Raw genomic sequence first — 19,600 nt, 5'->3', positions numbered from 1 at the left:
TAAACTTCACAGACAGGCAGCTGACGCTACCATTTTTGCGACACCCTCCTCCGCGGCGCGGAGCTTCCGCGTTCCCACGTGCTGCGTGGGAACGAGAGAAAAAAATGATCTTTTCCCATGCTCAATCCAGCCCGGACTGTTCCATAGCCCGTAGGCTGGGCTGTGCCCACCAATACCGTGCCTAGCTGGTGGGCGCAGCCCACCCTACGAGCTAGGGGTTGTTGACATTTATCGAGCAAGCCGGGTAGGTGGGGTTAGCCGCAGGGACGCGGCCTAACCCGACGTAGCGGTGGCGGCTCACGCCTTGGGCAACCGAGTCGGTGGGCACAGCCCACCCTACACGCGGCGTGAGATCCACGCGGGTAGGCCGCGCCAAAGTCGAGTCGATGAGCTTGCGGTTCAGGCTATTCTGCGACCAGGGACCGCAGTCGCTTCCTGCCCACCGGCGAACAGCCGGTCCAACGCCGCGATCAAATCATAGGAGGGCCGGTCGTACCAAACGCCGTAACGCGGGCCCGAGTGGGGGCGCATCCCCCGCAGGAACAGGTAGTAGACGCCGCCGAAATGGGTCCGGTAGTCATAGTCGGGTAGCCGCCAACCGAGAAACCGGTGCAGGGCCAGGGTGTAGATGAGGTATTGCAGCCGGTAACGGTGGCGGCGGATGGCAATGCGCAGGCCATCATGCCCGTAGGCCGTGAGGCGATCGCCGAGCCGGTTGGATTTGTAGTCCAGGATATAGAAGCGTCCCTGGCGGCGAAACACCAGGTCGATAAAGCCGTGCATGAGCCCGCGCATGGGCTCGAAACCTAGCCCTTGGGCAGCATCCGCATGGGCCTCGGAGACCGCCAAGGCGGCACCCAGGGACTCGGGACTCAGGCCCGCGACGGGAAAATGGAACTCCAGCTCCGAGATCCGATCGGCGGCGGTGATAGCACGCAGACGCAGGGATCTGTCCGGGTCCAACCAGGTATCCAGGACCTTGGTGACCAGCTCCTCCACCACGGGCGCCCAATCCCGGTCCGCAGCACGGCCCGCGCTCAGTCCACCATAGCGATGCAACAGGTCGCGGACGGCCTGGGTCAGGGTCTCGCCGGCAGCGTGGGGGAAGTCCAGGTCCTCGAACAGCTGATGCAGGAAATGGCCGGCATGGACGCCGGCGGGAAAGGCGAACACCGGATCGGTCGGGGTGCCCAACTCGGCTTCCGGTGCGGGGGGCACAGCGGCGGCATCGAAATCGGGGCGCTCGCTCTCGTCGCCCCGCACCAGGCCCGAGTAGCTGGCGACCCGCCAGCCTCCGTCGATGGTGGAGCGGAATTCCCTGGGGGTCAGACGCGCGGGGTCGATCCGGCCGCCGCGCCAAGGCCCGCCGGTGGACAAGGGCAATTCGCGGATCTCGATAGCATCCGACGCCCGCGCGGCCAGGGCGTCCAGCTCCGCGCGGATCTCTGCTTCTGACAGGTGCGCTATCCGGCTGGTGGGAAGCTCGTTCTCCGGGTCCTGATGCAGTAGGTAGGCCAGGGCCGCATCCCGGATGCCGTTGACCTTGCCCCAACAGAGTACGCAGAGCTTGGCCGCCCGGGTCACCCCGACGTAGAAGAGGCGCAGCTGTTCGGCGAGCCGTTCGGTCCGTTCCAGGCGTGCATGTGTGTCCAGGTCGCCCGAACCCAGATCCAGACAGGCCCGCTTGTCCTCCGGGGCATGAAAGAACACCGGCGCCTGTCCCTGGGACCCCTTGAAAGCGCTCCAGGGGAAGGGGATGAACACCAGGGGATACTCCAGGCCCTTGCTCTTGTGCAGGGTGACGACCTTGACCAACCCTTCGTCGCTCTCCAGGCGTAGCTGCTGGGCCGCGTCCCCTACCCGCGACCCGCGCCGATCGCTGAGCCAGCGCAGTAATCCGTCCAGGCCGGGATGCTCGCCGGCGGCCACTTGTAGCAGTTCCAGCAGCTGCAGCAAGTTGGTCAAACGGCGCTCGCCGTCGGGACGGCGCAGCAACCGGGCGGGTATTTGCTCCGCCGTGAGCAATGCCTGTAATGCCGCCATGATCCCCTGTTGCCGCCAGCGTTCCCGGTAGAACTGGAAGCGGGCCAGCAGCTTCTCCCAAGCGAGCTCATCGTCGGCGAGTCGCGCCAGCTCCGCCGCATTGCGTCCCAGCAGGCTCGTGGCCAGGGCGGCCCGCACGCGGCCTGGGTCGTGCGGCGCTGCCAAGGCCTGCAACAGGGTGGTCAGCTCTTCGGCGTCCTCGGTGGCGAACACACTGTCTTCGCTCAGGCTCACGCTGCTGATGCCGCGGGCGCGTAGGGCCTGCTGCACCAGGTCGCCCTCGCGGTGGGTACGCACCAGCAGGGCGATGTCGCTCGGCCTCAGGGCGCTGTCGCCGATGGTCGCCGCGCCGGCGTCCGCTTGGTTCAGCAGGTCGGCGATGTATCCGGCACAGGCCTGGGCCGCCTCGCTGAGGGCTGCGTCGTTGCGGATAAAGCCTGGTGGCCTGAGGGTCTGGTTTTCCTCATCGAGCCGGAGCATCCAAACCTGTAAGGGCACGGGTTCGACACCCTGGATTCGCAAGGGTTTCTCGTCCGCTTTGGGACCGGGCGCTACCGGCTCGAAACCGATGTAATCCTGGTAGACGAAGGGTTCCCGGGCGGAGGCGAACAGGCAGTTGACGGCCTCGATCAGCCGCGAGCCGGAACGCCGGTTGACGGTGAGGCCATAGCGATGTCCGGTACGGGCGCTGTCGTCGCGGGCCTGCATGTAGGTGAAGATGTCGGCGCCGCGAAAGGCGTAGATGGCCTGCTTGGGATCACCGATCAGGAACAGGCCGCAGTCGGGCTGCCTGCCGTAGAGGCGATGGAAGATGCGATACTGCTGGGGGTCCGTGTCCTGGAACTCGTCGATCAGGGCCACCGGATAGCGAGCGCGCACGCCGGCGGCCAGGGCCTCCGACCCGTCCCCCGCCAGGGCCTGGTCGAGGCGGCGCAGCAGGTCGTCGTAATAGAGCAGACCCTCGTCCCGTTTGCGTCGCTCCAGATCAGCGCGCACGAACGCCCGCGCGGAGGTCAGAAACAGGGCCCTGGTGCCGGTATGGACCTGGACCGACAACTCCGATAGACGGCCGCACAGGTCGAAAAAGGGGTGGGCCGGCGGGGGTTGACCCGCTTTGGTCCCACGCGCCAGTCCGGCCGGTGTCAGGCGCTCGCAGCCGGCGGGCAGGGATGCGGGAGGCTCGGTGGCCGCGGCCAGCGTCGCAGCGGTCCGAACGGCCTGGGCGACCACTTGCTTGGTGTAGGAGCGTCGATTGAGAGCGGGATTGGTCGCCAGGATGTCCGCCACCTGGTCGGAGGCAGCATGCCATTGCGCTTGCATCTGCGCGAAGACCGCGTCCAGCTCCCGGCGCGCAGCCTCGATGCCTACCGTGTCCACCGGCGGCAACAGCCGCAGATCCTCGAGGGACAGGGTGGATTGCAGGTCCGCGAGCAGGTCTTGAGGAGTCTTCCAGTGCTCCCGCACCCGGCACGCGGTCCGGGGGTCCGCGCCCGCGACCTGCCGGCGCCAGAAGTCCGCGACGGCAGTGGTTCGCAGTCGGGTCTCGTCGGTGATGAACTCGGCATCGAAGGCCGCACCACTCTCGAAGGCGTGGTCCCCGAGGATGCGCAGACAGAAACCGTGGATGGTGTGGATCGCGGCCTCGTCCATGCGCGTCAGGGCATCGGTCAGCAAGGTGCGCGCCCGATCCCGATCCGGCAGCCCCGACAAGAGCTGGACGAGGATCGGATCCTGTTCATCTCCCCCTGCTCTGTCTCCCCTCCCTGCCTCCTCCCGAACCGCCACCCCGCCCCGGAACCAGTCCAGGGCCTGCACCAACCGCTTGCGGATACGATCACGCAGCTCCTCGGTAGCGGCCTCGGTGAAGGTGACCACCAAAATCCGATCCACCTCTAGGCCCAGCTCCAACAGCAACCGCAGATACAGGGTCGTGATGCTGTAGGTCTTACCGGTGCCGGCGCTGGCCTCGATCAGGGTCAGGCCCCGCAGGGGGATTCGTAAGGGGTCAAGTGCTATCATGTGCCCGAGCCCGGCGAAGAGCGGTCGCCACACGGCATGATCTAAGTTAAATGTATATTATAAGTCTTTATTTATGATCTGGTTTTCAAGAGTCTCATCTAAGATCAAGGTCAGCGCATATAATGATTTGTCTTAACTTTCGTTGAAATATGAGACAGTAGTTTCACCGTTATTCAGTGGTGCAATCCTTTCAGGAGAAACAATGAAAGATCCCAGACAACCCCGTAACCATGCGGCCTCCCTTCTAACTCCTGATCTCGAAGACGAGAAAGCAAAGAATCATGGCCGTAGCGAGGCGAAATTCGGAGGGCGGGCCAAATGGTTACGACGATCCGGCCATCCCGGCCACCCTTCGTTACAAACCCAGCTGTTGGAAGAATCCGAAGCGATGGCGAGATATGCCCTCACTTCGGGGCTCGTGGTTCCGGCAGATACCGTGGAAAAGCTCGAATATGTTGCCGCCCAGGTGCGTAGGCAGGGATCGGGGGCCGATTCATATGACTTGAGAACCAACGGAAGTCCGGCCGGAGACGGCACCTATTCCAATGCCGGCGGGAACCGGTTCGTCAGGCTGCTGGCCACGATTCATGACCAGCTTGCCCGTATCGTGGCACCCGCCACCCCACGTACCATCCATCTTTTTGCGACGGAGTCCGCCACAGGCGGTTTTTGGCATTTCCTGGGCCCGGTGCCGCTGGTGCGCCAGATGATGCTGGCGGCCATCATCTGTTTGCTTGCGATCGTCGGGCTCAGCTTGTCGGATCAGGTCAATACGGCGAACGTTGGAAAGGAGTGGTTAGAGCTCTCCGGGCGCACGCTGCTGTACAATCTGCTTTTTCTCATCGCCGCCGCGGGGCTCGGCGCCTCGTTTCAGGCCCTCTTTCAAGCCAACAGATATGTGGTGGCCGGCACCTTCGATCCGAAATACGAATCTTCTTATTGGATCAGATTCGTACTCGGGTTGATCGCCGGCCTCCTCCTCGCTGAACTCATTCCTCTGCCGACCGAGGGGGCAATAGGAGGACTCGGCAAACCCGCATTGGCCATACTCGGCGGTTTTTCATCCGCGGTGGTATACCGGGTCATCAATCAGCTGATAACCGCCGTTGAATCGCTTGTGCGAGGCGACACCAAGGATATCATCGCCAGCCGGGAACAGGCCTTGAAGGCATACGCCAACGAGGAAATCGGCCGCAATCGGCTCAAGCTCGCGGGAAATCTCATGAGCCTCCAGCAACAGCTCGGCGCCGGAGCCAGTCCGGAACAGTTGAGCCACAAGCTCGGTCAATTACTGGGCGAGCTGATGCCCCCGGGGGTAACCGTTCAGACCGGCCGGACGCCGGCCCCGAAAGCGCGTGCCGGCGAAGAAATCGGCCCGAGATCGGTATAATTCAGGATTGCTTTGCCGGCATTCTTGGAAAATCCCCGGGACGGAATTTTCCAAGGTCCGGTCCCCACGGATCACCTCACTTCACTTCAATGGTGATCTTCTTCGATAGCACGGCGGGCTCATGTGGGATGTGGTTCCCGTCACCCAACAGGAGCTGCAGGGTGTGCTTCCCAGGCGTCAGCTCGATCTCGGTCTCCGTCTGCCCCCCACCGAAATGCTTGTGGTGGGCGTCACTCGGCAGCGGTCGGTCCAAGGGCGGCAGCTTGTCTACGTCGATCAGCAGATGATGGTGGCCGGTGTGCTTTCTATCCGTTCCGGCCGGTGCCACACCCATGCCCGACAGTCCGAAACGAACGCGCACCGGGCTGGTGACGACCTCCCCGTCAACGGGCGAGATGATGTAGACTTGGGCACCCTCCGGGGCCGGCGTCCCGGCCCAGATCAGGGTCGAGAATGCACACCAGACGGCTCCGACCAAGATGGAAACTTGTTTCGCTGACATGCTTAAAACACCTCTTGTTATTGGGTTGGGGCCGGTAGCTTAACACCAGGGCATCGGGTTAACACCTGGTAGGCGAATTTTGCCCATCCTACCCGGCCCGCGATAACAAAGCCCTTCTCCCTCTGCTTGGAGAGGCTGGTAGGCCGAAATCGAAATCGGGATTCCGATTGCGATCCCGATCCCGATTTCGGGTATGACGCATCCCAATCGACCTGACTACCCGGCTGATGCGGTTTGCTGAATGTCAACCGACCCTGGTCGATGCGATCGACATTTGAACCATGGAAACCCAGAGGCCACGGAAAGCTGGCAACAGGAAGCCGGCGACCGGAAGCCGGAAGCCACCCCGGATGAATGAATGCCAACGGCCCCCGGCATCGGTTAAACTCCTGCTACCCTGAACCGCTCGATCCGCGCGCGGCCTTGAGAATCCCGAATGTCCTACCAGGTGTTGGCACGTAAATGGCGCCCCAGGTCCTTTGCGGACATGGTGGGTCAGGAGCATGTGGTCAGGGCCCTGAGTAACGCCCTGGATCGGGACCAGCTCCACCATGCCTATCTGTTCACCGGCACCCGGGGGGTGGGCAAGACGACGCTGGCACGCATCTTGTCCAAGGCGCTGAATTGCGAGCAGGGCGTGAGTGCCCGGCCCTGCGGCCAGTGCAGCACCTGCCGGGAGATCGACGAGGGGCGGTTTGTCGATCTGTTGGAGGTGGATGCGGCGTCGCGGACCAAGGTCGATCAGACCCGGGAGCTGCTCGACAATGTCCCCTTCGCGCCGGTCAAGGGCCGGTTCAAGGTGTATCTCATCGACGAGGTGCACATGTTTTCGGCCCACAGCTTCAACGCTCTGTTGAAGACGCTGGAGGAACCGCCAACCCACGTGAAGTTTCTGCTCGCCACCACCGACCCGCACAAGGTGCCGGCGACGGTGCTCTCACGCTGTCTTCAGTTTAACTTGAAGCGCCTGGTGCCGGAGCAGATCACCGATCAATTCGCACGCATCCTGGCGGCGGAGGGCATTGAGTTCGAGCCGCGGGCCCTGACCCTGTTGGCGCAGGCGGCGGACGGCAGCATGCGGGATGGCTTGAGCCTGCTCGACCAGGCCATCGCCTTCGGCGGCGGGCGGGTGACCGGGGACGAGGTGCGGACCATGCTGGGTACCGTGGGCCGGGAGCTGTGTTTGAACCTGCTCCAGGCCCTCGCCAAGCTGGACCGCCCCGGACTGCTGGACGAGGTGGCCCGCATCGCGGAGCTGACACCGGACTTCGCCGATGTGCTGCAGGAGCTGATCGGCCTGCTGCACCGCGTCGCCCTCTACCAGGAGGTACCGGCGACCCTCAGGGAGGACGATCCCGAGCGCGAACGCATCGCAGACCTGGCAGGGCAGCTGGCCCCGGAAGACATACAGCTCTTCTACCAGATCGCCCTCTTGGGGCAACGGGACCTATCCCTGGTCCCGGACCCGCGCACCGGGATCGAGATGGTCCTGTTGCGCATGCTCGCCTTCCGGCCCGATGCCGGGGATGAGACAAGAACGGAACAGCGGCCCAAGCGGCAACCGACCCGGTCGCCGGCCCCGCCGCGGGATGTCCCCGGAGAGTCGGTCACCCCGCGGGGAGAGCGGTCCGCCGGGCTGGGGGCGGCGCGACAGTCGATCGGAGCCGGGGGCGCGGCGCGGGAGACCCAGGCCCCGGTCGCGCCACCGCCACCCGCCGCATCCGGCGAAGACTATCGGACCGTGGAACGCGCGGGGGATACTGCGCCACCGCGGGTGGCGGAGGCGGGCGCGGAAACGACCCTATCCAAGCCCTATCTACAGGAGCCCACGAGCCCCGATAGCCTGCATAGCTCCGAGGACTGGCATCGCTTAGTCGCGGATTTGGGGCTCGGTGGCGTGGCGAGTCAGCTCGCGCACAACTGCGGGCTTGCCGGGTGGGATGGGCATCGGCTTGCCTTGACATTGGCCCCCGAATGCCAAAATCTGCGGGTGCCTTCGGCGGAGGAACGGCTGCAGGATGCACTGGCTGGGGTATTAGGTAAGGGGCTCAAGGTGGAGATCCGAATCTCCCGCCCGGAGCACGAGACGCCGGCCCAGCGTCAGGCCCACCGGCATACCCAGCGTCGGCTCCGGGCCGAGGCCTTGATGGAAGAGGACCCGGTGGCACGGTTCCTCCAGGACGAGTTCGATGCCCGCTGGGTGCCCGGCAGTATCGAGCCGACGCCATAGATTCGCCGCCGGGCCGAAGACCGGCGGCAACGAGCAGCAGGAGATAACCCAAGGTGAAAAGCGGACTAGGCAATATCCTCAAGCAGGCCCAGAAGATGCAGGAGGAGCTGCAGAAGACCCAGGAGAAGCTGGCCCGGGAAGCGGTCACAGGCGAATCCGGTGGGGGCATGGTCAAGGTAACCATGAACGGCAAACACGAGGTCAAGCGGGTCGAGATCGACCCCTCGCTCATGGAAGACGACAAGGAGATGCTGGAGGACCTGGTAGCGGCAGCGGTCAACGCCGCGGTGCAGCGAGTCGGCGAGAAGATGCAGGAGAACATGGCGGACCTGACCTCCGGGTTGCAACTGCCGCCGGGGATGAAGTTGCCCTTCTGAGCCATGCCGGAACCTTCTCTGCTTAACCAACTCGTCGATGCCCTGCGTTGCCTGCCGGGCATCGGTCCCAAGTCGGCGCAACGGATGGCGTTCCACCTCCTGGAACAGGACCGGGAAGGGGGGCGTCATTTGGCCTCCGTCCTGGAGGCGGCCATGGAGCGCATCAGGCGCTGCAAGCGTTGCCGTACCTTGAGTGAGCAGGAATTGTGCGGCCTGTGCGCCAAACCTAACCGGGATGACTCCCTGCTGTGCGTGATCGAGCATCCTTCCGAGATCGTCGCCATCGAGCAGGCCACGGATTTTCGCGGACGCTATTTCGTGCTCGGCGGCAGGCTCTCACCCCTCGACGGCATCGGACCGGAAGCCTTAGGTCTGGACCTGCTCGAAACCCAGCTGCAGGAACGGAAGATCGAAGAGCTGATCCTGGCCATCAGCCCGACGGTGGAGGGTAGCGCCACATCGCACTTCATCGCCGCTATGGCGGCGCGCTATCAGGTGCGGACGACCCGCATCGCCCACGGGGTTCCCCTGGGTGGAGAGCTGGAATATGTAGACGGCGGCACCCTGGCCCATGCCTTTGCCGGTCGTCAAGGGGTAGAGCAATCCTGAATTGTTTGCGCTGTTCAGGGAAAACGCAACACGACGCCAGACGCCAGGATCCGTTTTAACCAAACAGCCCGCGTAGGTCGGGTAAGGCGCGCCTGTGGTGGCCGCGTCGGCTGCGGTAATTGACGCGCCGTCACCCGACGCAAGATGGCGGACTACGCCATGTCGGGTGGCGGCCAGGCTCCCTCCTGCGTCGGGACGGGGCCTGGCCTGACCCGACCTGCGCGGGCTACCGATAACATTGAGCCGGCAGGATCCCACGAAAAATTTGTCCGCAAATCGGTAGTGGTTAATATCTAAGTTGTAACATGACCAACGACACTGGCCGCTATACCCCCTCTCCCTCTGGGAAAGGGTTGGGGAGAGGGGATCAAAAAGATGAATCTCTCTACGTTAACACTAGCGAACCGGTCTCGACCGATTTGCGTTTATTTGCGGAAAAAATGATTCCCATTTGCCGCAACGGAAACCGCACGCAACCAAAGGTTTTATCATGTCAGACACGCTTTTCAGCAAGATAGCGGCCGGTGAGATTCCGGCGAATATCGTCTACGAGGACGAAGACGTCGTGGCCTTTCGAGACATCGGGCCTCAGGCGCCGACCCATGTGTTGGTGATACCGCGCAAGCCGATCCCGACTATCAACGACCTGGAGCCGGAGGATGCGGAGCTGGTGGGGAAACTGTTTCTCGCCGCCAAACGGATCGCCGCGGATGAGGGCATCGCCGAGGCCGGTTATCGCACCGTCATCAACTGCAATGCGGCAGGCGGCCAGAGCGTATACCATCTGCATCTACACCTGTTGGGTGGCCGCCCCATGCAGTGGCCCCCCGGCTGAGGTCAGGAAACGGGGGCTTTACCCAGCTGCGTTCACCCCGTAGGATGGACGTAGGATGCGGTGAGCGCGGCAGGTCTTACCGGACGGCACTGCGAGGAGGTGCGAACCGCATCAATGGTGTGGTGAGCACCTGCCTGTCCCGCCCCAGGGATGTCTGCCTGTACCGGTATGACAGACAGATGCAGGCAGCGAACCGCATCGATTGGTAGGGGACAGGGGACAGGGGGCAGGGGACAGTTGTCAGGGGAGGTCCCCTGACAACTGATAACTGACAACTGCCCCCTGAGATGCGGTTCGCTGCGCTTACCATATCCCACCCGACTGTTAGCCACAGAACTGAGTTTTTAGAGAGTCATAATGCCGAAACTAACAAACCAAGTACAGCTTAACCCATTAACTTCACGTTATGAGCCCGCGAATGCGTATTGGATGGCGAAATTTTCTGAGATCGCCTATCGCAAGCAAAAAGATCTTTCGCCTGACGTTCAGGCTATTAAAGCCGAACTCTGTAACATCGACAAAAAATTCTCGGAAGTGAAAGGGTTTGATGCCAAGAGTTCTCAAGGTATTGTCATAAAGCACGAGGATTTCGTCGTGGCGGCCTTTCGTGGAACGGATGAGATTGGCGACTGGTTGGATAATCTGAATGCTGTGCCACAGTGCGGCCCCCTAGGTGGTGATGTTCACACGGGTTTTTACAGGGCTTTAATGGATATCTGGCCCCAAATGAAGACAGCCATTCGCTCCTTTTGTAGGACTTCTAACGGCCTCCCGGATAGGCCTTTGTGGTTGACAGGCCATAGCCTTGGAGGTGCTTTAGCGACACTCGCAGTGGCAACATTAATGGAAGCGGATGAAACCTTCTATGGTGCTTATATGTTTGGCAGCCCCCGGGTTGGAAATAAAGTTTTTGCTAGACACTTTAACGTTGAAGCGAAAGGTAAGGTTTTCAGATTTCAAAATAACGCTGACATTGTAACTCGGGTGCCAGCACGCCTTATGGGTTACAGCCATGTTGGATCGTTTGTCTATATTTCCGAGAATGGGAAGCTGAGCACGGATATTGGCTGGTGGTATCGCTTCATGGACACAGTCAAGGGTGTAATTGCAGATATCGGGGAAAAGGGCTTGGATGCTATTGAGGATCACAGCATCGACGAGTACATCGAGAGGATAGCGAATTTTGGCGACAATCATCCCGACTAAAAAGAGTAATTATGGATGATAAAGGTAATAGGTTCGCTGCACTTGACGTAACCATACCTACATAGAAGGCTAACATGCGTATCCAGCCGACCACAAAAAGCGCCGCTCGTTTCCCGCTCCGCTTTTTGTGCCGGCTGATACTTGACGTTAGGTAGCCGCCAATGCCATTAAGTTAAGTTTTGTAGGTCGGGTTAGGCGCGCCTTGCGATGCGAGCGTGGACAACCGAGGCTGAACGCGCCGTAACCCGACATCCCAGGCTGGCTCCCATCATCGTCTGTCGGGTTACGGCGCGCCCCAATCCTGTGATCCAACCGAACACCGAAGCACGCGCCTAACCCGACCTACCACGACCAGCGGCCGGCAGCTAACTTAATGGCATTGAGGTAGCCGCTCCATGCAGTGGTTCCCCAACCGAGGTAGACGGGAAACAGGTGCTTTGCTTAGCCGCGTTCAGGCCGTAGGATGCGGTGAGCGTGGTAGGTCTTAGAGGACGGCACCGCGAGGAGGCGCGAACCGCATCGGTGATGCTTTGCCTAGCCGCGTTCAGGCGTTAGTATGATACCCGTCATCCATGGATTTTCCGCGCGCTGCACGCCGCTCGCATCCACCGGCGGTTGGGTTCCACCTCCCGGTATGGGGAGGGAAGGCCAACGATGAGCTATCACGCCTTACACTCGGGTCCGACAGGCGTGTCTTACCTTCCGCAAAATCCACAGGCGACAGGTAGCGTGCGGTATTGCCGCGACATCCTCGCTCCATGGGGGGAAGTGCACCCTCTCCTGGGGTGCGGGGATCTGATCAATAACGAGATCAATGGTGGTCAAACCAGAATCAGAAGGGAAGACTCCTGCCGGGGCGGTCGAGCTCAAGGCGGCGGTCTTTACCCTGCCCGTTATTCACTTGTTTGATACCGACATGGATGGGGTAGCGGAACAGCTGGGCACGAAGATGGACCAGGCACCGGAGTTCTTCCGCAACACGCCCGTGGTCGTCGATCTCTCGGCGCTCCCCCCGCGTGCGGGCGATATCCAGTTTCCCCTGTTGGTGGGCCTCCTGCGCGGGTACGGCATGATCCCTGTGGGCGTGCGGGGCGGCAATGCCTCTCAGAACCAGGCCGCCGAGGTCATGGAGCTGGCGATCATGGGAGAGGCCGCTATCAGCAACCCCGGGCAAGCTACCGCCGAACCGGTGCCAAAACCCGCTGCACAGGCTGCCGAGCAGGCACCGGGGACCATTAAACCGAGCTCAGGGAAAACCTCCAAGTTGGTAACGCAACCGGTGCGATCGGGTCAACGGGTCTACGCCACGGGGGGCGACCTCTCGGTGGTGGGTCCCGTCAGCTCGGGGGCCGAGCTCCTGGCCGACGGGAACATTCACGTCTACGGCCCCTTGCGAGGCCGAGCCATGGCCGGCATGAGCGGCGATGCTGAGGCCCGGATTTTCTGTCAGGCATTGGAAGCGGAGCTGGTGTCGGTGGCTGGACGTTACCGCGTCAGCGAGCGTATACCGGACGTACTCAAAGGGATACCGGTACAGATCTTCCTGGATCAGGAAATACTGCGGATAGAAAAACTCTGATGTCAGGGGCCGTTGACATTCATCATTCTCGGGTCCATTGCGGCCCTGTTCCGCGCTGACGGCGTTGCGGCGCGTCGAAATAGGTCCACTATTTCCCCTCGCCGCGCCTTTCAGTTAAGAAAATTTCCTCGCAATCGTCCGCGCTTAAGAATAAATGTCAACAGCCCCTAGTACCCCATTTCTGCATATTTTGCGCGTAACCCGTAGGGTGGGCTGTGCCCACCAGCCAGGCACGGTGTTGGTGGGCACAGCCCACCCTACGAGCCTGAGAACGTAAAATAGGGTGAAATGAGGTACTAGTCCATTCTTGTACTGCAGGAACCGCCGAGTCGATCGGTGCTTCCTTTAGCGATCACGCGCCTTAAGGAGGGCGGAATCTTGGCGAGAATCATCGTTATCACCTCCGGCAAGGGCGGCGTCGGCAAGACCACGACGAGCGCCTCGCTGGCTATGGGCCTGGCCCAGCGGGGCAATCGCACTGCGGTGGTCGACTTCGACGTCGGCCTGCGCAATCTGGATCTGATCATGGGCTGTGAGCGGCGCGTGGTCTACGACTTCGTCAACGTCATCAACGATGAGGCGAACCTCAATCAGGCCCTGATCCGCGACCGGCGTTGCGACGACCTGTATGTGCTGCCGGCGTCCCAGACCCGGGATAAGGAGGCCCTGACCAAGGAGGGCGTAGGCAAGGTCTTAGAGGAATTGGCGCAAACTTTCGAGTATATCGTCTGCGATTCACCCGCCGGCATCGAGCACGGGGCGACCATGGCCATGTACTATGCGGACGATGCGGTGGTGGTCACCAACCCGGAGGTCTCCTCGGTGCGCGACTCGGACCGCATGCTCGGCATCCTGGCGAGCAAGTCCCGCCGCGCCGAGACCAACGCCGAGCCCATCCACGAGTACCTCCTGCTGACCCGGTACTCGCCGGAACGCGTCGCCAGGGGCGAAATGCTCGGCGTCGAAGACGTGCAGGAGATACTGTCGCTGGATCTGCTCGGTGTGATTCCCGAGTCCAAATCCGTGCTCAACGCCTCCAACTCGGGGGTGCCCGTGCTCCTGGACCCGGAAAGTGAGGCCGGACAGGCCTACAGCGATATGGTTGCCCGCTATCTGGGTGAGCAACTTCCGCACCGCTTCCTCGAAGCGCGGAAAAGGGGCTTCTTCAGCCGACTCTTCAGGGAGTGAGCCATGCGACTACTGGACATCTTCCGTTTACGTTCACCGCGCCCCAAAGGTTCCTCCGCCATCGCCAAGGAACGGTTGCAGATCCTGGTTGCCCATGACCGCACCGAACGTAACCGCCCATCCTACCTGCCGAAGCTCCAGCGCGAGCTCCTGGAGGTCATCCGCAAGTATGCGGATGTGGACGTCAGCGCCGTATCCGTCAACTACGAGCAGGAGGACAGCCGTGAGGTCCTGGAACTCAATATCGTCCTACCGGAGATCATAGCGGCGGTAAACAAGCGCGTATGAACCTTCCCGAAAACATGATCCTGTAGATGGGCTGTGCCCACCGGGACTCTGCTCACCACCCCGGTCTCAAGAGCCGAGGTTGCGTGCGTGTTTTGAATCCGCAGATTGCGCAGATTTTCACAGATTGTTTCGTTTGCGAAAATCTGTGGATATTAAGAATGTCGCCACAAACCGCCCCGAATAAAGGCGAGCCCGAGTAGGTTGGGGTGAGGAACGAACCCCAACATCAGCCTCTACATATTTATTATTCGATTGCCCTGCCTCGAATATATGCAAGCGCCTTGTCGATGCGGCGCAGGGTCGCCGTCTTTCCCACCAGCTGCAAGGTTACGTCGATACCCGGCGAGGCGGCCCGCCCCACCAGGGCCACGCGTAGCGGCTGGGCCACCTTGCCCAGCTTGACATCCAGCGCCTGTGCGACCTGTTTCACCGTGTGCTCCAGGGTCATCGGTTCCCAGTCCTCCAGGGCCAGCATATCGAATGCCTCTCGCAGTCGCTCCAGGGCCTCCCTGGCCGCCGGCCGCAGGTGCTGCTTGGCCGCCGCCGCATCGTAGGCATCGAAATCCTGGTACACGAAGGCGCTGATCGCGGCCAGTTCCACCAGGGTCTTGGCCCGCGCCTGCTGGACCAGAACGACGTCCACCAAATCGGGACCCGACGCAGGATCGACACCCAGCCGGCCTAGATGGGGACTCAGCAGATGGGCGATACGCTTGGGGTCGCCGTGCCGGATGTAGTGCTGGTTGAGCCAATCCAGCTTATCGATATCGAAGCTGGCGGCGGCCTTGTTGACCTGATCGATATCGAACAGCTCAACCAGCTCATCCAGGGAGAAAAGCTCCTGATCGCCGTGGGACCAGCCGAGGCGCACCAGGTAATTCAGCAGGGCCTCGGGGAGATAGCCCTGGTCCCGATAGGCAACGACGCTTACGGCCCCGTGCCGTTTGGATAGGCGCGTGCCGTCCTTGCCCAGGATCATGGGGACATGCGCATAACGCGGAGGCCTCCAACCCAGGGCGCGCAGCATGTTGATCTGGCGCGGGGTGTTGTTGAGGTGGTCATCGCCACGGATGACGTGTGTGATCCCCATGTCCCGGTCATCCACCACCACGGTCAGATTGTAGGTGGGAGAGCCGTCGCCGCGACGGATGATCAGATCATCCAGCTCCTCGTTGCTGAATGCCACGCGACCGTGGATCAGGTCCTCCACCACCACTTCCCCCGCGTCGGGGTTGCGGAAGCGCACCACATGCGGCTGGTCCGGCCCCAGGTCACGGTGGCGACAGTGGCCGTCGTAGCGTGGCTTGTCCTTCCTGGCCATCTGCTCCTTGCGCAGGGCGTCCAGACGCTCCATGGAGCAGTCACAACGATAGGCAAGCTCCTGCTCTATAAGATCGTCGATCACCTGGTTGTAACGCCCCAGGCGCTCGGTCTGGTAGAAGGGCCCCTCGTCATATTCCAAGCCCAACCAGGTCATCCCTTCCAGGATGGCATTCACCGAGTCGGCGCTGGAACGCTCCAGATCCGTATCCTCGACGCGCAGGATGAAGACTCCACCGTGCTTGCGGGCGAAGAGATAGGAGAAGAGCGCCGTGCGGACACCTCCCACGTGCAGATAACCGGTCGGCGAAGGGGCGAAACGAGTACGAATGGTCATGGTTGATTGGAATCCTTACCAGCTACCAGCTACCAGCTACCAGTCGTCGACTACCATGGGTGTCGTTTGTTTAGATGTCAAGCGGTACAAGTCTATCATTGTAGATCAACAACCAGTCCGGTTCGATAGGGCATTCGCGACGGTCGGTATATTTTCCGGCTAATGCATGGTCGCGCAGACGGGGCGGTAGCGGCTGTTCGGAGATAACCAGCTCGATGACCTTCTTCAGTTTAGCCGTCTTCTTTCCCCGCTTCTTCGCCAACGCCAGGTCCTTCTCGAAGCGCTTGGTGTAGCGCGGCGTTCGCACTCACAGACCCAGTTTGTCGAACATATCGGCGGTATCCTTGCAGCGAACAATGTCCTCGTCCCGGTCAGTGGCCTCGAAGGTCGCAACCGTGGTTGCGTTCGGTATCTCGACCTCGAACGGTAGGGCCTTGTCCCTGGCGATTCGCACCAGCAACAGCCGAACAGCATCGGACATGGACAGTCCCATAGCCTTCAAAACCTCGGATGCTTCGGCCCTTAGTTGCTTGTCGATCCGCATTCGAACCAGGTCTTCGGCAGGCATCATCGGGACCTCTATAAACTCGATGTCGCTATAGTCCAACTCAGAGAAACGGACGGTCCAGAGATAGCGTGTTTAGGTGCCGAATCCCCTGGACTATTCACATACGGCAGCTATAAGCATTTTCCTTGAGGCCATGCTTGCCGACCACCAACCCGCTCCAGCACAGCCAATTTCTCGGCCGTGCTGAAAGCCGTCCAGCCGGCGATTTCGTCCAGGGTCCGTTGGCAACCTCGACAACGGCTGGTGGTCGGGTCCATTTTGCAGACGCCGACGCAGGGCGAGGCGGGTTCCTGAGCCTCGCCGTTCACGCCAGATAGATCCGCTCCAGGGAGCTGCGCGAGCGGTTCCCTTTGGTGTCCTCGGCCTGGATGTAGTAGCTCACCTCGCCCGCGCCCACCGGTAGCTCCGCGGTAAAGAAACGCGCCCTAGCCCTCGGGCTGGTCTGTGACGGATAGAGGCCCTGGTCGGTCATGGCGATGGTCTTTTCGCCCTTGGCCGTGCGGAGTACCAGTGACACCCGCTTAAGGCCCGATACATCGTGGATGAAGCTGTGCACCACACCTTGGCGCGGCGCGTCTTCCAGGCAGCCCTGTCCCCACTTCTTACCGCCTGGGTTCTCTGGGATGATCCAGGGCGGGAAGATGGTCGGCCCGGTCCTGTCCTTGCTCGTGGAGACGAGCCGGTCGAGGTCGCCCTTGATCAGTGTGTAGGCGACGTTGGCCGCGTTGGTCACCTGGGCGTCCCACTCGGTCTGCCCGGTCCAGTACCAGTAGCAGCTGGTCTCCGCCGTCAACATCAGGCGGGAGGCCTCACCCAGCTTCGCACGGCTGGTCGCCGCGTCTGCCAGGGTATGGACGGCGTTGTGTAGGGCGGTTAGCACAGCCCAGGAGTTCAGATCCGGCGAGTAGGGCTCATTGTAGCGGCTGAACCATTTCATGAATTGGGGATCGCCGTTGTCCGCGCCGCTCCAGGAACCGGATTCGATGTGCACGGCCCGGTCGGGATCGGGCGGAAACAGCGTCAGGTAGTCCCGGATGGTGATCAGGTCGAAGCGTGGATCGCGTCTGATCCAGTCCACCAGCGCCCCGGTGTTGTGCTTGTAGTAGCTCTCCGCCCCGCCGCCGTGATTGTCTCCGTCAGAATGCAAGACGAAGAAAGGGGGATGTTTGGGGTCATAGGTCCCGGTGGCCAGGATCCGATCATAGACCTGGCCCAGCACGTCCGGATACTGCAGGGCGCCGAATCCACCGCGGGCGTCTTCGTTGCCGATGTAACGCTCGGCGGGCACGGCGATAATCTTGTGGATCCGCCCCTCGGGGTCTTCGTATTGCACGTACTCGGGCCGCAGGAGGCTGGGAGCGATCCGGGAACCGGCCCAGATGTTGTGTAGTTGCAACCAATCGTTGGCCGGGGGGTTGCGTTGATCCGCCGGATTGGGGGGCAGCATCCCTTCGTTGATGCCGGCGTAGGGGTATTCCTTGCAGGTGCGGAAGCGATGGATCGAGTCGTAGATGACCGCCTCGATACCGGCCTGGTTGAGGGCCGGGATCATGCGCACATGGAAGGCCGTCTCCGGCGGGAACAGCACGTTCGAGGTCTCGACCCCGAAGGTCGCGCGCACCAGCTCTCGGTGGCGAGCGATCTGCTCGACGATGTTACGCCCTGGGATAAGTGCCATGAGGGGGTGGAAGAAGCCGAAGGCGGTGAAATCTACCCGTGGGTTTCCCAAGCCGGTCTTTGCGGCGGCGATTTGGCGTAGTTCCCTCGTCCAATTGCCGAAACGACCGCCGCACAGGCCTTCACGGGCACAGCGGTTGAGCTGCTCGATAAGGGTGCCGCTCCAGCTCGTGGACAGACCTGCATGGGGCAGCCCGCCGTCGATGTATTGGCGCACCGCCGCCGGGATGAACTCCGTGTAGGGACCAGCCCGGGAGCCGAAGATTTCCTCTTTCTCGCCGTCCCAGTAGTTGCGATCGGTCGCCTGGTAGTAAGGCTGGTGCATGTGTTTGTGGATACCGAAGTAGACCTTCGGCTCCGCACTGAAGGTGCCTGGCTTCAGGGTCGCCCTGGGCACCGGCTTGGGCTTGGGCTTGGCCTTCGCGACCGCTGCCGACCCGCCTGCCGCCGCATCCGGTCGCATATGGACCCGCAGATATTCCTTGATCCAGTCGCCGTCACCGGCTTGCCGCAGATCCGCCTTCCGGCAGCCTTCCACCTGGATATCAACCTCCCCAGGCCCCACGAGCCCCGCGGGTACGGAAGCGACGTAGGTGACCCGTCCGTCCGCGTCCGTGCCGGATGCCTTGATCATCCGGTCCTTGATCAGGTGCTGCCGACCCTGGGCGTACAGGATGACCTGCGGGAAGGGGATCCGCCCATCGGCCAGGATGGTGACCTGGAAGGGGGCGTTCTTGCCGGAGGGGTCGCAGGCGACGGATTCCGGGACTTGGACGCGGACCAAGCGAGAAAATGGATTACTCATTTGAAAATCTTTCCTGAGCGATAAGGAAGTCCAACCACACTGGACGCGAAACGGCTAGGATGTTAGCCGTGTCGATTGTGACGAGCAAGGCTATACCGCTGGCACCGGAGGACACGGGCAGAGCGAGGGCACTAGGATCCTTGAGGGACCCGGAGCTTTACAAATGGGTCAAGTTTTGTGTGCACGGCACAAAAAATTCACGCCTCGTGGGCTTAAGGCGAAGCCTCGCTAACCAAATCGTACAGGATTAACAGGATTTTCAAGATTAACAGGATTTTTTGTTGTGAAGAGCGCTTGCTGGTTTGATAAGCGCGTGATCGGGCGTAGGAAATTCAGGAATGACAAGAATCTTGTCAATCCTGTGTAATCCTGTAAATCCTGTAAATCCTGTAAATCCTGTAAATCCTGTAAATCCTGTAAATCCTGTAAATCCTGTAAATCCTGTAAATCCTGTCCGATTGGGGTTTCGCCGCGAAGCTCGAGTTGTGCACTCGTGGGCTTAAGGCGGAGCCTCGCTGGGTACTCTTGACTTTTAACCTGATAGACTAGGCCCCACCAAGCCATTTAGGGGGTAGAAATGGTTCGCCTGAATTTGCGTGACGACCAATGGGAACGGATCTAGGGGCT

General features: G+C 61.4%; 17 protein-coding genes. 9 read left to right on the top strand and 8 right to left on the bottom strand.

Features of this window, described 5'->3' with window-relative positions; genetic code table 11:
- Positions 1-399: 399 nt before the first annotated feature.
- Positions 400-4,062 (bottom strand): exodeoxyribonuclease V subunit beta, encoded by a 3,663-nt coding sequence (gene recB, locus E1958_RS11210; RefSeq protein WP_133511947.1) that lies wholly within the window; start codon positions 4,060-4,062, stop codon positions 400-402.
- A 202-nt stretch (positions 4,063-4,264) separates the two neighbouring features.
- On the opposite strand from recB, the gene E1958_RS11205 reads away from it, so the two are divergent.
- A complete protein-coding gene (locus tag E1958_RS11205) occupies positions 4,265-5,452 on the top strand; it encodes a hypothetical protein (protein ID WP_133511946.1) in 1,188 nt (395 codons plus the stop codon).
- Between the two features lie 76 nt (positions 5,453-5,528).
- On the opposite strand, the gene E1958_RS11200 is transcribed toward E1958_RS11205, so the two are convergent.
- Complete coding sequence (locus tag E1958_RS11200) at positions 5,529-5,954, bottom strand: DUF4399 domain-containing protein (RefSeq protein ID WP_133511945.1); 426 nt, start codon at positions 5,952-5,954, stop codon at positions 5,529-5,531.
- Between the two features lie 436 nt (positions 5,955-6,390).
- Here E1958_RS11200 and dnaX point away from each other — a divergent pair, with 436 nt between their 5' ends.
- From dnaX to minE, 8 genes are all read left to right on the top strand, one after another.
- Positions 6,391-8,184, top strand: coding sequence for a DNA polymerase III subunit gamma/tau (gene dnaX, locus E1958_RS11195; protein WP_133511944.1), 1,794 nt, complete (start codon positions 6,391-6,393; stop codon positions 8,182-8,184).
- Positions 8,185-8,237: 53 nt separating this feature from the next.
- Positions 8,238-8,561: a YbaB/EbfC family nucleoid-associated protein gene (locus tag E1958_RS11190; RefSeq protein ID WP_089727197.1), complete on the top strand. Its 324-nt coding sequence runs from the start codon at positions 8,238-8,240 to the stop codon at positions 8,559-8,561.
- A 3-nt stretch (positions 8,562-8,564) separates the two neighbouring features.
- The gene (recR, locus tag E1958_RS11185) at positions 8,565-9,170 is read left to right on the top strand and encodes a recombination mediator RecR (RefSeq protein WP_133511943.1); all 606 of its coding nucleotides are present in this window, start codon (positions 8,565-8,567) and stop codon (positions 9,168-9,170) included.
- A 490-nt stretch (positions 9,171-9,660) separates the two neighbouring features.
- Positions 9,661-10,005, top strand: a complete 345-nt coding sequence (locus tag E1958_RS11180; RefSeq protein ID WP_133511942.1) for a histidine triad nucleotide-binding protein — start codon at positions 9,661-9,663, stop codon at positions 10,003-10,005.
- Positions 10,006-10,362: 357 nt separating this feature from the next.
- Complete coding sequence (locus E1958_RS11175) at positions 10,363-11,211, top strand: lipase family protein (RefSeq protein WP_133511941.1); 849 nt, start codon at positions 10,363-10,365, stop codon at positions 11,209-11,211.
- Between the two features lie 814 nt (positions 11,212-12,025).
- Positions 12,026-12,790, top strand: a complete 765-nt coding sequence (gene minC / locus E1958_RS11170) for a septum site-determining protein MinC (protein ID WP_133511940.1) — start codon at positions 12,026-12,028, stop codon at positions 12,788-12,790.
- Positions 12,791-13,168: 378 nt separating this feature from the next.
- The gene (minD, locus tag E1958_RS11165; protein WP_089724588.1) at positions 13,169-13,978 is read left to right on the top strand and encodes a septum site-determining protein MinD; all 810 of its coding nucleotides are present in this window, start codon (positions 13,169-13,171) and stop codon (positions 13,976-13,978) included.
- Between the two features lie 3 nt (positions 13,979-13,981).
- On the top strand, positions 13,982-14,266 hold the full coding sequence (minE, locus tag E1958_RS11160; protein WP_089724590.1) for a cell division topological specificity factor MinE: 285 nt from the start codon (positions 13,982-13,984) through the stop codon (positions 14,264-14,266).
- Between the two features lie 244 nt (positions 14,267-14,510).
- Here the strand turns inward: minE and gltX are convergent, their stop codons facing one another.
- The 6 genes from gltX to E1958_RS20280 all read right to left on the bottom strand — a co-directional run bounded on the left by gltX (position 14,511) and on the right by E1958_RS20280 (position 19,537).
- Positions 14,511-15,923: a glutamate--tRNA ligase gene (gltX, locus tag E1958_RS11155; RefSeq protein WP_133511939.1), complete on the bottom strand. Its 1,413-nt coding sequence runs from the start codon at positions 15,921-15,923 to the stop codon at positions 14,511-14,513.
- Positions 15,924-15,993: 70 nt separating this feature from the next.
- Positions 15,994-16,230: a type II toxin-antitoxin system RelE/ParE family toxin gene (locus E1958_RS11150; protein WP_133511938.1), complete on the bottom strand. Its 237-nt coding sequence runs from the start codon at positions 16,228-16,230 to the stop codon at positions 15,994-15,996.
- A complete protein-coding gene (locus E1958_RS11145) occupies positions 16,231-16,494 on the bottom strand; it encodes a type II toxin-antitoxin system RelB/DinJ family antitoxin (RefSeq protein WP_243448439.1) in 264 nt (87 codons plus the stop codon). It abuts the gene before it with no gap.
- Between the two features lie 107 nt (positions 16,495-16,601).
- A complete protein-coding gene (locus E1958_RS11140) occupies positions 16,602-16,799 on the bottom strand; it encodes a DUF1289 domain-containing protein (protein ID WP_279512432.1) in 198 nt (65 codons plus the stop codon).
- A complete protein-coding gene (locus E1958_RS11135; RefSeq protein ID WP_133511937.1) occupies positions 16,796-18,973 on the bottom strand; it encodes a polysaccharide deacetylase family protein in 2,178 nt (725 codons plus the stop codon). Before E1958_RS11135 ends, E1958_RS11140 begins: the two co-directional genes overlap by 4 nt.
- Positions 18,974-19,201: 228 nt before the next feature.
- The gene (locus E1958_RS20280; RefSeq protein WP_166664633.1) at positions 19,202-19,537 is read right to left on the bottom strand and encodes a hypothetical protein; all 336 of its coding nucleotides are present in this window, start codon (positions 19,535-19,537) and stop codon (positions 19,202-19,204) included.
- Between the last annotated feature and the right edge of the window lie 63 nt (positions 19,538-19,600).

This window comes from Candidatus Thiosymbion oneisti, assembly GCF_004359955.1.
In the GTDB taxonomy this organism is placed as follows: Bacteria; Pseudomonadota; Gammaproteobacteria; order Chromatiales; family Chromatiaceae; genus Thiosymbion; species Thiosymbion oneisti.
Note: the sequence above shows the minus strand (reverse complement) of the source record. Positions and strands in the feature narration are given on the sequence as shown.